At 60.8% G+C, this 13,422-nt stretch carries 14 protein-coding genes; 6 read left to right on the top strand and 8 right to left on the bottom strand.

Annotated elements, in window-relative coordinates; all coding sequences use genetic code 11:
• Nucleotides 1-44: 44 nt before the first annotated feature.
• Nucleotides 45-212: a hypothetical protein gene (locus RX328_RS18340; RefSeq protein WP_213255262.1), complete on the bottom strand. Its 168-nt coding sequence runs from the start codon at nucleotides 210-212 to the stop codon at nucleotides 45-47.
• Complete coding sequence (locus RX328_RS18335) at nucleotides 212-745, bottom strand: GcrA family cell cycle regulator (RefSeq protein WP_213255260.1); 534 nt, start codon at nucleotides 743-745, stop codon at nucleotides 212-214. Before RX328_RS18335 ends, RX328_RS18340 begins: the two co-directional genes overlap by 1 nt.
• 132 nt (nucleotides 746-877) lie before the next feature.
• On the opposite strand from RX328_RS18335, the gene RX328_RS18330 reads away from it, so the two are divergent.
• The 3 genes from RX328_RS18330 to RX328_RS18320 all read left to right on the top strand — a co-directional run bounded on the left by RX328_RS18330 (nucleotide 878) and on the right by RX328_RS18320 (nucleotide 3,316).
• The gene (locus tag RX328_RS18330) at nucleotides 878-1,516 is read left to right on the top strand and encodes a helix-turn-helix transcriptional regulator (protein ID WP_213255258.1); all 639 of its coding nucleotides are present in this window, start codon (nucleotides 878-880) and stop codon (nucleotides 1,514-1,516) included.
• A 170-nt stretch (nucleotides 1,517-1,686) separates the two neighbouring features.
• The gene (locus tag RX328_RS18325) at nucleotides 1,687-1,962 is read left to right on the top strand and encodes a hypothetical protein (RefSeq protein ID WP_213255256.1); all 276 of its coding nucleotides are present in this window, start codon (nucleotides 1,687-1,689) and stop codon (nucleotides 1,960-1,962) included.
• 166 nt (nucleotides 1,963-2,128) lie between these two features.
• On the top strand, nucleotides 2,129-3,316 hold the full coding sequence (locus tag RX328_RS18320; RefSeq protein ID WP_213255254.1) for an OpgC domain-containing protein: 1,188 nt from the start codon (nucleotides 2,129-2,131) through the stop codon (nucleotides 3,314-3,316).
• A 43-nt stretch (nucleotides 3,317-3,359) separates the two neighbouring features.
• Here the strand turns inward: RX328_RS18320 and RX328_RS18315 are convergent, their stop codons facing one another.
• Complete coding sequence (locus tag RX328_RS18315) at nucleotides 3,360-4,661, bottom strand: glycoside hydrolase family 3 N-terminal domain-containing protein (RefSeq protein ID WP_213255251.1); 1,302 nt, start codon at nucleotides 4,659-4,661, stop codon at nucleotides 3,360-3,362.
• Nucleotides 4,662-4,954: 293 nt separating this feature from the next.
• Here RX328_RS18315 and RX328_RS18310 point away from each other — a divergent pair, with 293 nt between their 5' ends.
• From RX328_RS18310 to RX328_RS18300, 3 genes are read left to right on the top strand one after another with little or no spacing between them, the layout of a single operon-like run.
• Nucleotides 4,955-6,445, top strand: coding sequence for a DUF4173 domain-containing protein (locus RX328_RS18310; RefSeq protein ID WP_213255248.1), 1,491 nt, complete (start codon nucleotides 4,955-4,957; stop codon nucleotides 6,443-6,445).
• A 34-nt stretch (nucleotides 6,446-6,479) separates the two neighbouring features.
• On the top strand, nucleotides 6,480-7,184 hold the full coding sequence (locus RX328_RS18305) for a response regulator transcription factor (RefSeq protein ID WP_213255246.1): 705 nt from the start codon (nucleotides 6,480-6,482) through the stop codon (nucleotides 7,182-7,184).
• Nucleotides 7,184-8,773 (top strand): ATP-binding protein, encoded by a 1,590-nt coding sequence (locus tag RX328_RS18300; RefSeq protein WP_213255295.1) that lies wholly within the window; start codon nucleotides 7,184-7,186, stop codon nucleotides 8,771-8,773. The genes RX328_RS18305 and RX328_RS18300 overlap by 1 nt, the downstream gene beginning before the upstream one ends.
• A gap of 6 nt (nucleotides 8,774-8,779) precedes the next feature.
• On the opposite strand, the gene RX328_RS18295 is transcribed toward RX328_RS18300, so the two are convergent.
• The 5 genes from RX328_RS18295 to RX328_RS18275 all read right to left on the bottom strand — a co-directional run bounded on the left by RX328_RS18295 (nucleotide 8,780) and on the right by RX328_RS18275 (nucleotide 13,402).
• Nucleotides 8,780-10,012, bottom strand: coding sequence for an acetyl-CoA C-acetyltransferase (locus tag RX328_RS18295; RefSeq protein WP_213255243.1), 1,233 nt, complete (start codon nucleotides 10,010-10,012; stop codon nucleotides 8,780-8,782).
• A gap of 91 nt (nucleotides 10,013-10,103) precedes the next feature.
• On the bottom strand, nucleotides 10,104-10,961 hold the full coding sequence (locus RX328_RS18290; RefSeq protein ID WP_213255240.1) for an HpcH/HpaI aldolase/citrate lyase family protein: 858 nt from the start codon (nucleotides 10,959-10,961) through the stop codon (nucleotides 10,104-10,106).
• A 4-nt stretch (nucleotides 10,962-10,965) separates the two neighbouring features.
• Nucleotides 10,966-11,421, bottom strand: a complete 456-nt coding sequence (locus tag RX328_RS18285) for a MaoC family dehydratase (RefSeq protein WP_213255236.1) — start codon at nucleotides 11,419-11,421, stop codon at nucleotides 10,966-10,968.
• On the bottom strand, nucleotides 11,421-12,197 hold the full coding sequence (locus RX328_RS18280) for an enoyl-CoA hydratase/isomerase family protein (RefSeq protein ID WP_213255235.1): 777 nt from the start codon (nucleotides 12,195-12,197) through the stop codon (nucleotides 11,421-11,423). Before RX328_RS18280 ends, RX328_RS18285 begins: the two co-directional genes overlap by 1 nt.
• Entirely contained in the window at nucleotides 12,194-13,402 is a 1,209-nt protein-coding gene (locus RX328_RS18275) for a CaiB/BaiF CoA transferase family protein (RefSeq protein ID WP_213255232.1), read from the bottom strand. The genes RX328_RS18280 and RX328_RS18275 overlap by 4 nt, the downstream gene beginning before the upstream one ends.
• Nucleotides 13,403-13,422: the final 20 nt, after the last annotated feature.

The raw sequence follows: 13,422 nt of genomic DNA, 5'->3' as shown, positions 1-13,422 counted from the left end.
ATGTGCTCCATGAAAGCAGTGGAATTCGATTTCGACCCAAAGATCTATTCGATTGAGGCGTTCGCCAGCTCGTTGCGCAGCAATTCGGATAATTCGTGCCGGCGGCCGCAGCCCTCCGGCTGAAGCCCGATCAGCGCACGGAGGTGAGCGATCCGATGGCGACGCGGCAGCCGTTTCAGCCTGTCGGCTACGCATGTGACAGCAGCGTTCATCATGCCGTCTCCAACATCCGCAGCAGAGCGGTGCTCACCGCGTGTTCGGACGGCACAACCGGGTTGCGACTCAAATGAAAATGCGGTGTGCAGTAAGCCGAACCCGGGCGGCGCGGATGACCGCAGAAAGTAATAACCTCACTCTTCTCATCGCCGCCATACGGATCACGGCAGTCACCACTCTCCAGCTCGGTCAGGGAGATATGCCGTGGCTCGATCGCCGCGCAGCGCAGCTTGAGCGGCTTGGTCTCCTTAAACAGCGGCACCGGCCAGACAAGCGCAGAGGTCATGGAATCACTGGCACGAGGTTCTCCGATGTCGTGCAGGTCCGCCGGCTTGGTGGGCATCGACGGCTCACGGCGATCGTCCGCCGTCAGCCGCAGGCGCCGGGCGCGTCCGAGTGCAGCACTGCGAGAGTAGGAGGTATTGAATCGTGAATTGATCGCCTGCGCGGCCTCCGAAAAGGTCAGGCCTTTGGCAAGAAATTCCCGCAGCGCGTCCGAGTGCTCGGGCGCCCAGTTCGACAGTTCCATCTTGTTGTCCTTGCTCTTGTCAACGCCGCCCGACGCCGGGCAACCAATTTCTGATATTCCGAAATAAAAGTCAAGGCTTGATTTCTGATAATCGTAATTGCTATTATTTCTGAAATTCGGAAAGGTGTGATCATGCTGGACATGAGATTGATCGAACGGGGCCTGGAGAAGCCAGGCAAGACCAAGGGCGGATTGGCCGCCGCGATGGGTGTTCGTCCCGGCGCGGTTTCGGAAATCCTGTCGGGGATACGGCTGATCAAGGCGTCTGAAATCGCGCCGATCATCGAATATCTCGAACTGAACTCGGTGCCGATCATGGGCCGGGTGGGCGCCGGCGCCTCGATCGAGCCGGAGCATGAGCAGGTGCCGCCGGAAGGCCTCGGCGAAGTCGAACTGCCCTTCCCGATCGCCGAAGAAACCATCGCCTTCGAGGTGGCCGGCGATTCCATGCTGCCAAAGTACGAAAATGGCGATGTTATCGTGGTCTATCGCGAGCAGCGCCACCCGCTGTCGAGCTTTTACGGCGAGGAAGCCGCGGTCCGCCTGAAGACCGGCGAGCGCTATCTGAAGACGATCGAGCGCGGAAAATCCCCCGCGTCGGTCAACCTGACAAGTTTCAATGCCAAGCCGATCACCGGCGTAAAGCTGGAATGGATCGGCGAGATCTGCGTCACCCTGCCGAGGGGCCAGATCGAACGATTGCGCAACAAAGCGGCGGCCCGCTCGCGCAAGGCAGCAAGGGCGACCGGCGGACGCACGCCGGAAAAGTAGTAAACGCAGCCTGCGACTTCCGAATCGACAAATCCTGCCTGTGGCGCGACCGTTTCGCCAACTTCGCGCGCAATTTCTGTTTTTCAGAATTTACGCTTGACTATTTTCCGATTTTCCGAAATACTCCCCGCGTCGTTTCCGGTGCGCCGATATGAGGTCAGATCGCCAACATGCAATATTTCGTCGTGATGATCGACTACGGCCGCCGCGGTCGCGAGGCTATCGTCGATCCGGAAATCACAAGGCGCGAGGTCATCTCCCGGGTGGCGTCGGGCGAGTATAAGAATATCAGCTTCATCCATGAAATCGCGGATTGCTCGGTCGAGGATATCACGGCCGACATTCTGAGCGAGGCGGCCCTTCCCGACATCGGCGCGACGGGCGCCGATCTGCAGGCCAGCCATTTCGATCACGTCCGCGATCTGCGCAAGCACGAGAGAGCGTGATCACGTTCGGTTACGCTATTCCCTCAAAACATTGTGATTGCCGAGCGGGCTTTAATCGCCGACAACTTGCTTAATTATTCTTCACGCAAAGTCTATTCCGACTGGGCAGACAGTCGCGCTAGATTCGCGATTCGATTCCTCCGAGATGTAAAGTTCTTCGCCAAAAATGTATCCGTCAATGAAGGCCGAGCTCGCCGCGCGCGACGGCGATCTTCGACTCTGTCTCCTGCTCGGTATCGCGGCCTGGTTTCTCTTTTTGGATCACGTCCCGCACAATGCGGTGAGCCTGCTCACCATGCGCAATTTCGGTTTCAGCGGCGCCACCGACCTGTTTATATTCATCGGCGGCTACACGGCCGCGATCCTCTATGGAAAGATGATGCTGGAACGCGGGTTCGTGGTATCAGCGACCCGCATTTTCAAGCGCCTGTGGCAGCTTTACGCCGCTTACGTGGTTTTGTTCGTGATCTATATTGAGCTGATCGGATACGTCGCGCGCAGGTCCCGCGCCCCCGAACTCATCGGCGAGTTCAATGTTACGGGGATTGTCGACCATGCGATCCGGACGCTGATTCACGGCCTGCTGCTTCAGGCCAAGCCGCTCAATCTCGATGTGCTGCAACTGTTCATCGTGCTGATGGCGTTCTTTCCGATCGTGCTGTTCAGCATGATGCGGCGGCCGAACCTCACGATCGCTGCATCGATTGGTCTCTACTTCGCATCCCGTTTGCTCGACTGGAATCTTTCTTCGTTTCCGGACGGACGCTGGTATCTCAACCCGTTCTGCTGGCAACTCCTGTTTGTGCTCGGCGCCTGGTTTGCTCTAGGCGGCGCCAGGCAGGTGCACGCCATACGGACCCTCCAGGGTCTTGCCATCCTGCGCACCGCGGCATGGCTGTACCTGCTCTTTGCGCTGGTCGTCACTGTCGCCGGGAAATTTCCGCAAGCAGGGCTCGTGCCAGACTTCCTGCGCGATGCCTTTCCTTCCAACGATAGGGAAAACCTTGCCCCCTACAGGGTGCTTCATTTCCTGGCGCTGGCCTTTCTCTTTACCTACATGGTGCCGCGGAGCTGGAACGGATTCCGATGGCAGGCATTACAGCCGATCGTGAAGTGCGGCCAGGAATGGCTGGCCGTGTTCTGCGCCGGGGTGTGTCTCTCGTTTGCCGCACATCTCGTCCTGATCACGGGCCCGGATTCGCTTGCCCTGCACGTCCTGGTCAGCTTCGCCGGGATTTCGATCATGACAGGCGTCGCCTACTATGTGTCGTGGTCCAAACAGCAGGATCACAAGCCCACATTCCGGACCCAGGCAATGAGAGGGCTGCCGAAGGAAGGCCGGTTCGCAAAGTAGTTCGCGCCGGCTTCTTTGCTTCCGGCCCCCGCACCGCGGTCCCTCAATCCACAGGGAACGCCCCATTCAACCGCGTCTCACCGTCGCCCGACATGGCGGCGTCGAGTCTCCCTTCGGCCGACGCCGCCATGGCGCAGGTGAAGATGCGATAAAACTGCGTCCCGTCGAAAGCGACCAGCAGCAGGTCGACGCCGGCATTGAGCGCCTCGACCACTGCCGTGCAGACGTTGCGTTGATAGATTGCCCCCATCACGAGGTCGTCGGTCATAACGACGCCCTGATAGTTCCATTTTTTGCGAATGATGCCGTCGACAACCCGTTTAGAATGCGACGCGGCACGATCCGGGTCGACGGACGTTAGCGTCACATGCCCGATCATCAGCTGCGCTTTCGAGCCGGCCAGCACCTTCCTGAATGGAATCCAGTCCGATGCTCCGAGTTCATCGAGAGGCGTATCCAGGTCGGCGCTGAAATGATGGGTATCGGCTCGCACGCGGCCGAGCCCCGGAAAATGCTTGACGGCCGCTCCAACACCGGACGCTTCGAGGCCGCTCACATAAGCTCGCGCGATCTCGGCAACGACGGTCGGATCATCGGAAATCGCGCGGCGGCCGATCAGCGTGTTGAAGTCGAACCGGTTGCGCTTCAGTTCAGGTCGTATATCAAGCACCGGCGCAAGATTCAGGGTGACACCCAGCGCCGCTAGCTCCTGCCCGTGAGTGCGCCCGAATGCCTCTGCTTTCTCGGCGCGCACATCCGGCGTCAGGCTCGCCAGCGTCGATAGTGCCGGCAGCTTGGTCAAGGGCGGCGCCAGATGCGATACGATGCCGCCTTCCTGGTCGGCTGCGACGATCAGAGGTCGCTGGCCGGCGGCGCGCCGCTTTGCCTGCAGCGCCGAAATTTCCTCTTTCAGACGCGTCGCCGAGGATCCCGCGACGTTGTGCTTGGTGATGTAGACCCCGGAGATCAGGCCCTTCTCGGCGAGAACTGAAACATCCGGGAATGACGAGTACCCAACGATAAAATGCTTTCCAAGGCTTTGCACCTGTGCAGCATCGGCCCGCAGAACGCGTTGCTTGCGCCATTCAAACGCCGCATGTGCACCGAGCATCGACGGCAATGGCAAGCACCACAGCAGAATCAGCGCCCTCCCCGCAACGCCTCTTCTCCAATAGCCGCGGCGGATGAGCAATACGGCGGCAACCACGCTCGCAGTAGCCAGAGCAATGTTTCCCGTTCCCCGCAGCGAAATCAAATAGGGATCGTTTTTGTTCGCAGCAGCGAAAACGAAGGCTATTCCAGCGAGCCAGATCAGGATCAGGCCGATACGTTTGAGACTTTGCATGAAAATGATGGGAGCTTGGGCAAGGGGATCAGACAACACCATTGCCCGTATCAAACTTGTCTCGCCGGCGCGAGTGCATCACCGCACCTGCACGGAAACTGCAGAAAAATCCTGAACTCTTGCAGACGGCGCTCCAGCCAATTGCACAACTGCGCCAGATAGTCCGTCTTGCAACTCAGCGGCGGTTATCGATGCCTGTTCCCACAAGACTAGCTAACGACGGGTGGTGGCTATGCGAGCGACCCGCGACGGCGCTGGTTTGCAATTTTCCTCTCCAGACAGGTAGCGCAATAATGACCGATCTCACCACGCCGGCATCCGATGCTGGCTCCGCTCAGGCGAGCCCGCTCCCGGTCAAACCCGCGATTGCTTTGGCGCTGGCGGCCTTGGCCGACTGGTTGTTCTACGGCCAACAAATCGGAATTTCTGCGGTCGTCTTTGCGCTCGCACTGGCTCTGGGCTCACTCGTCGCCAATTTCGCAACGTTGAACAAAAATCGGATGCTGCTGGCCGGCGTGCTCGTGTTGGCCGGACTTGTACCTGCTATCGAGGAATTCAACGCAGCTTCTCTGGCCTTCATGACTCTGGCGCTCGGGGTTGGTCTGTTGCTGACCACCAATCCGCAAAGGAATAAGCTCGGTGAGCAGGCGGCGGCGCTATGCGATCTGTTTCTGGTCGGCCCCTTCAGGTTCTTTCGGGATGCCATCGGCTTGTTCAATCTGCCGACACTGAAGACCGGTCTTACGATCTGGTTCATTCCCGTGGCCCTCGGCGGCATCTTCGTTCTTCTGCTGGTCTCGGCAAATCCATTGCTCGAGAAGTGGATCCGTCTCATGAACCCGGGCGACGCCGCCTCTTATCTGAGCCTGGGTCGGATATTGTTCTGGGCTGTGGCGCTGTCGATCATATGGCCCTTCATTCATGTCTGGTGGCGCAGCAGGATGGCGGTTTCGTCCGCCTGGGTGGAAGCGGCGGTTCTGGACCAGACGCGGCGATCGGACCGGATGGAGTTTTTCGGCGTCGCGACGATCCTGCGTTCGCTGGTCCTGTTCAACTTGTTGTTCGCCGTTCAAACCATCCTCGATGCGATCTATCTCTGGGGCAACGTGGCCTTGCCCACCGATATCAGCTACGCCTCCTACGCCCATCGAGGCGCCTATCCCCTCATCGTTACCGCGCTTCTGGCGGGAGGCTTCGTTCTGGTCGCGATGAGACCAGGTGGGCCGGCCGAGCAATCAAAAGTGATTCGGCCGCTGGTCTATCTATGGGTGGCGCAGAATATTCTGCTGGTGATGTCGTCGATCTTGCGCCTCGATCTCTATGTTCAAATCTACCTGCTGACCTGGTGGCGCGTCGCGGCTTTCATATGGATGGTGCTGGTCGCGTTGGGACTCGTGCTCATCGTCGCCCGCATCGTTCTGAACCGCTCGAACGATTGGCTGATCCGCGCCAATCTCATCACCCTGACGATAACGCTCTACGTCTGTTCGCTGGCGAATTTTGCGGCGATCATCGCCGACTATAATGTCAGCCATAGCCGCGAAGCCGGCGGCAAAGGAGTGTGGATCGATATGAACTATCTGCTATCCCTCGGGCCGCAGGCATTGCCTGCCATCGACCGGGCCATCGCCCTTCGCGGGTTCGATCCGGCCCTTGTTTCCCGCCGTGGTTGCCTTGTAGAACAGCAGGCGAAAGAGACCGCTTCCTGGCGCTCCTGGGGTTTTCGAAGCTGGCGCCTCCAGCGTGCCCTGGAAGCCCAACCGAAGAGTTCGACCACAGGTTAGTACGACTGCAAGCCGATTGCGCCGGGAGAGACGTTTGACGCACCGCATTCTCATCGTTGACGATGACCTTCATATTCGCGAGGTCATCCGTGTTGCACTAAAGAAGGCCGGAATGACCGTCTTTGAAGCGCGCGACGGCAAGGAGGCGTTGACCCGCTTTGCCGCCGACAGGCCGGATCTGATCATTCTGGATATCGGCATGCCGGAATTCGACGGCCTGGACGTCTGCCGTGAAATCAGAAAAACCTCAGATGTTCCGATCCTGTTTCTCTCCGCGCGCGACGACGAGATCGATCGCGTATTGGGCCTGGAGATCGGCGGTGACGACTATGTCACCAAGCCCTTCAGCCCGCGCGAACTCGTTGCGAGGGTAAACGTCATCCTGCGCCGCATCACCTCGCGCGGGCAAGACGCAAAGGCGTCCACTGCCACGCTGTCGCAAGGCAAGTTGTTCGTCGATCCCGGCCAGCATATTGCCGAGTTTGCGGGCAAGCCGCTGCGTCTGACGGCCATCGAGTTTGGAATCCTCAGGGCATTCCTGACACGGCCGACGCTCGTTTTCAGCCGCGAGCAGATCATGAGCGCCGCCTATCAGCTCAACATCCAGGTGTCCGATCGCACCATCGACAGCCACATCCGCAATATCCGCGCCAAGCTGTCCGCCGTGAGCTGCGACAACGTCATCGAAACCATTCACGGCGTCGGCTTCAAGCTCGGGCGATGCGAGCTCCAGGCATGATGCCTCACAAGGCTGAAAAATGGCGACCGTCCGTAGGACAGGTCATTTTTGCCGCGCTCGCCGCCGCGGCGACACTGCCCCTGGTCGGACTATTCTTCTTCCGCCTCTATGACAATCAGCTTATTCACCAAACACAGGCCGAGCTGATCGCGCAAAGCCGGGTGCTGGCGGCGGTCTATGCGCGAGAAGTGGAGAGCCGCCTTACCGCAGGCATTGCGCTCGGCGCCGAAATTCCGCCCGAGGCGCGCATGGGCCGGGAAGACCAGCTTACGCCGATCCGGCCCGCGCTCGATCTCGCCGCCGGCGCCGACCTGCTTCGGCGGCGGCCTGACGCACTCCCGGCAAGCGCGCCCGCATCGCAACCCTATGTCGAGATCGGCTCGCGGCTGACGCCGATCATCCGGGAAACCCAGAAAGTCACGCTGGCCGGCTTCCGCATCCTCGATTCCCGCGGCGTCGTGATTGCCGGGCGCGAGGAGGTGGGCCAATCGCTGGCCCATATCAAGGAGATAGCGACAGCGCTCAAGGGACAATACCGGGCGGCGCTGCGGATTCGCAAACCCGACAAGCCTCCTCCTCCGATCTACTCGATCAGCCGCGGCGTCGGCGTCCACGTGTTCTCGGCAATGCCTGTCATCGTCAACAACCGCGTCGCAGGCGTGATCTATACGTCGAGGACGCCGAGCAACATCTTCGATCATCTCTATCAAGAGCGCGGCAAGTTCATTCTGGCGGCACTTGCGGTTATTTTCGCGACGATCGTTATCGGCTTGGTTTTCTCCCGAACCATCACCCGCCCAATGCGCGAGCTGGTCGATCGCGCCGCGCGCATCAGCCGTGGCGATCGCGATGCATTTCGGCCCCTCGCCCATTATGGCACACGCGAGTTCGCCCAGTTGTCGCACAGCTTCCTCGACATGGCCGAACAATTGTCGCGGCGGTCGGATTACATCGCAACCTTCTCGGCGCACCTTACCCACGAGTTGAAGTCGCCGCTGACATCGATCAAGGGCGCCGCCGAACTCCTGCTGGATTCCCTGGAAAGCAAGACAGACACCCTCACCCGGATGGAGCAGAAGAATTTCATATCGAACATTGTGGGGGACACTGGGCGCCTCGAAGTCATGACTCAGCGCTTACGCGAACTGGCGCGTGCCGAGGCCGCGCCGCAGAATGAGCAGACCGAGCTTTCGCAGGTCATCGGCGGATTGAAGAGCCGGTTTCCGACACGCGCGATCGACGCAACGGGATGCCTGGACCGCTCGATCGGCATGTCCAGCGAAAACGCACTGATCGTGTTGTCGCATCTGACCGACAACGCCATCCGTCATAACGCCAAGGCCGTGCGGCTCGAAGCGGCTGAGGAAAACGGATCCGTCAGGATGGTAGTCAGCAATGATGGTGACCCGATATCCGAAGCGAACCGGGAGAAGATCTTCGACGCTTTCTTCACCACGCGCCGCGACACCGGCGGCACGGGAATGGGACTCTCTATCGTCCAGGCTATCATGACCAGCCACGGCGGCTCGATCCGGCTTTTGCCGTCCGACAAGGGCGTCGCGTTCGAACTGCAGTTTCCGGCTGCCTGAAGTCCGTCAGACGCGCTCGATGATGATGGCCGGGGCCATGCCGCCGGCGGCACACATCGTCACGAGCCCGCGCTTAAGATCGCGCCGCTCCAGCTCGTCGAGCACGGTGCCGATCAGGATCGAGCCGGTTGCACCGATGGGATGACCGAGCGCGATCGAGCCGCCATTGACATTGACCTTCTCACGATCAAGCTTGAGATCCCGGATGAACTTTTCGGCGACCACTGCAAAGGCTTCATTGATTTCAAACAGGTCGATATCGTCGAGCGTGAGGCCTGCCTTGGCCAGCACCTTGCGGGCGGCCGGCACCGGTGCATTCAGCATCAGCGTCGGAGAGTCTCCCATATTCGCCATCGCGACCACGCGGGCGCGCGGCTTCAGGCCGTGGGCTTTGGCGTAACTCGGCGACGCCAGCAGGATCGCCGCCGAGCCGTCGACGACGCCAGAGGAATTGCCGGCATGATGCACGAAATTGATGTCGAGGTCGGGATATTTGTCCAGAATGAGCTTGCGATAAGTGGTGCCCTTGTCGTCGAGCGGATAGTCCGCCACCGCCGGAAAGGCAGGCTTCAACCCGGCCAGACCCTCGAGCGTCGTTTGCGGCCGCGGATACTCCTCGCGATCCAGCGCAAGACTGCCGTCCTCGCGATAAACAGGCACAAGGCTCTTGTCGAAATGCCCGCCCTTGATGGCGGCTGCCGCCCGTTTCTGGCTTTCGAGGCCGAGCTCATCGACGTCCTGCCGCGTGATGCCTTCCAGCGTCGCCACCGCGTCGGCACAGACGCCCTGATGCGATTGCGGATGCCGGGCGCGCAGGCGGAGATTGCCATTGTCCATCATGAACGGCCCCTCGCCGCGACGTCCCTCCATCGACATCATCTCGGTGCCGCCAGCGATCACGAGGTCCTCCGCGCCAGCCATGATCGAGCTCGCCGCCATGTTGACGCTGGTGATGCCGGACCCGCAGAACCGGTCCAGCGTCACCGCGCTGGCACGGACGTCATAGCCGGCATCGAGCGCCGACATCCGGCCGAGATCGCCGCTCTGCTGGCCGCGTTGCGAACTGGTGCCCCAGATGATGTCGTCGACGTCTGCGGTATTGATGCCGGTGCGATCAGCCAGCGCGCGCAAGACCGTAGCGCCGAGCTGCTGGGGATGAATGCCCGACAGGGCGCCTTTCCCGGCCTTGCCGATGCCCCGCGGCGTCCTGCATGCGTCGATGATCAGCGCGTCAACCATGGTGTTGTCCTTTGAAGCCTGTTGATTGGCTGCATTTGCAGCCGATCGGATTAGGGTGTCAATGTACTCAATCGCGGCCCGAATGAGCGCGCTAACGTCCTCGCAGCGCCAAAATCTTCTCCGCGGCGCGCAGATGCGGCTTGTCGATCATCTTGCCGTCGATCTTCACGACGCCTGACGTCGGATTGTCGTTGAACGCGTTCACCACCTTCTCCGACCAGGCGATTTCCTCATCCGTCGGCATGAAGGCGGCATTGACAACATCGACGTGCTTGGGATGGATCACCGCCTTGGCAAGGAAGCCATCCTGCCGCGCAGCGATCGCCTCTTCTCGCAGCGCGTCGAGGTCGTTGATGTCGGTCGCGATGGTATCGATCGCAACCACGCCGGCTGCGGCCGCGCTGATCAGGCAGAGATCGCGCGCCAAAAGGAACGGACCATGAAAGCGGCCGCCGGTCCGGTTTCGCGACGCACCGAGCGATGCCGCGAGATCCTCGGCGCCCCACATCATGCCCCACAGCCGCGGGCTCATGTTCTCGAAATCGAACAGCTTGAGCACGGCCCTCGCGGTCTCCGTCGCCACGGTGACGATCCTCGTCGATCCCTGTTCAATCCCGGCGGCTGCCTCGAAAGCATCGAGATAGAGCGAGAGACGGTTCACGTCGGCAGCGCCGGCGCATTTCGGCAGCACAATGCCGTCAGGGCGGCCCGGCATGACGGCCGCAAGATCGCCAAGCGTCAAGTCGGTATCGAGCGCGTTGACGCGGACATGCATCTTCTGGTTCGGATTCCGGGCGTCGAGCATCTCGCGCACCATTCGCCGCGCACCGACCTTCTCCTCCGGCGCAATCGAATCCTCGAGGTCGAGGATCAGCGCGTCGGCCGCCGTCTTCTTCGCGCTTTCGAACTTGCGCAGGCTATCGCCGGGAACGAACAGGAACGATCGCATAGCTTCACGCCTTCGGTTTACAATGCATCAGGCCGGTCCGGCGGCAACTCGCCACCACCTCGCCGCGCTGATTGGTCATGGTATGCTCAAACTCGACAATGCCCTGGTTCGGCCGCGACTTGCTCTCGCGCTTGGAAATGATTTTGGTGTGCGCCTTGAGCGTATCGCCGTGAAATACCGGCTGTGGAAACTTGACGTCGGTCATGCCGAGGTTGCCGATCGTGGTGCCGAGCGTCGTATCGTAGACGCTCATGCCGATCATGATGCCAAGCGTATAGATGCTGTTGAACAGCCGCTGGCCGAATTCGGTATTCTCGGCGAAATGCGCGTCAATGTGCAGCGGCTGCGGGTTCATGGTTAGGAGACTGAACAGCGTGTTGTCCATCTCGGTCACCGTGCGGCTGAACTCGTGATGGAATTCGCGGCCGACCTCAAACTCCTCGAAATACAATCCAGCCATCAGCGCCCCCTGTAGCTCGGCGTTCGCTTCTCGACGAACGCATTCAACCCTTCCTGACAGTCCTCCGTCGTTGCAACGAGTGCAAAGCTCTCGGCGGCATTTTCGACCGAGCGGCGGAAATCGGCGTCGACCGCCCGCATGAAAGCATCGCGCCCGATCTTCATGACGATAGGTGATTTGGCAGCGAGCTTGCGCGCGATCTCCCGTGCCCGATCCAACGCGGTTCCCTTCGGAACGACCTCACTCAGCAATCCCATGCGAAACGCCGTCGTGGCATCAAAGGGCTCGCCGAGGAACAGCGGTCCGAAAGCCTGGTGCTTGCCGACCAGCCGCGGCAGTTGCACGAAGTGAATGGCCGGGATCAGGCCAACGTCGATCTCGGGATAGCCGAAGGTACAGCCTTCGCCCGCAATGATCATGTCGCAGGAAATCGCAATCGTCATGCCGCCGGCGCGAACTGCGCCGTCTATCGCAGCGATGGTCGGCTTGCCCATGCGATACTGGGTATCGTTGAGCGCGAAATACAACCGTTCAAGGAATTTCTTGGTCTCGATCCCCGGCTTGCCGCGAACGATATCCAGATCAAGCCCGGCACAAAACACTTTGTGCGCGCTACCGATGATGACGGCGCGCACCGCTTCGTCATCTCTCGCCTTCGAAAGCGCCGCCAGCAACGCATCGATCAGATCCATGCTGAGCGCATTGACCGGCGGGCGATCCAGCATGATCTCGGCAATATTGCCCGAGATGGAATAACGAACGAGATCGGTATTCATGCCGTGCCTCCCTTCGCCTGGCGCACCGCGCCGGCCTCAACCAGATCGTCGATGGCGCTGCGCTCGAAGCCAGCTTCCAGCAGTACCTCGTAACTGTCCTGGCCTATATCAGGTGCAGGGCGCAAGTCATCCTCGGAGAAGCTCGCAATCCCTGGCGTCCGCGGTGAGTACACCGGCCCCACGCCCGGCGTCTGCTGGCAGACCGCCGCCCTTGTCGCCTCGACATGCGCATTGCGCAGCCATTCTCCGGGATTGAGGATCCGCTCAGCAATGAGATCGGCGGCGTGCAGCCGGGCAAGCCAGGCATCCGTCGGCTGTGCCAGAAACACCTCCCGCAACTGCGGAATCAGCGCATCCACGAAATCCGCACGGCGCGCAAAATCGTCAAAGCGCGGATCGCTGGCAAGATCCTCGCGGCCGATCGCCGCGCACAGCCGCTTGTATTGCGGCTCGTTTACCAGCGTGACCATCATCCAGCCGTCGGCCGTCTGATACGAGCCCGCCGGCACGTTAAGCGCGCGCGGCGCACCGCCCTCCAGAATATATTCGGCGACCTTGTGGCCCAGCAGCGCCGATGTCGATTGGCAGAGGTTGACGTCGATCAAGCGCCCGGTGCCGACAGTTGCGCGCGCGAACAGCGTCGTCGCGATCGCCTGGGAGGCGTAGACGCCGGTCACGACGTCGGAGATCGTGGTACCGACCCGGGGCGGGGTGCCGTCGTTCCCGACATTGATCGACACCAGGCCGGAAAACGCCTGCGCCACGGAATCAGAGCCCGGCCGCTTCGAATAGGGACCGCTCTGCCCGAACGCGCTGACCGAGAGATAGATCAGCCCCGGGTTGCCGCGCGACAACTCCTCGTAACCAATGCCGAGCCGCGCGGCGACGCCCGGCCGAAAGCCTTCGATCAGCACGTCACAATCTCTCGCCAGCGCTCGGGCGACTGCAATTCCTTCCTTGTGCTTCATGTCCAGGCAAAGGCTGCGCTTGCCGCGATTATAGACCGCCGACAGCGTGGTGTGGCCTCCATAGGTGGTTCCGAGGAAGCGCGACCAATCACCCTCGGGCGGCTCCACCTTAATGACGTCAGCCCCGTAGACGCCCAGCAGCATCGCGCAATAGGGCGAGGCAATGCCCTGCCCGAAATCCAGCACACGCAGGCCGCGATACGGCGCCTCATGCGTCGGCGATGTCTTACGTTCCATGGCCATCTCGTCCCCGGCGG

The organism is Bradyrhizobium sp. sBnM-33, assembly GCF_032917945.1.
Classification (GTDB): Bacteria; Pseudomonadota; Alphaproteobacteria; order Rhizobiales; family Xanthobacteraceae; genus Bradyrhizobium.
Note: the sequence above shows the minus strand (reverse complement) of the source record. Positions and strands in the feature narration are given on the sequence as shown.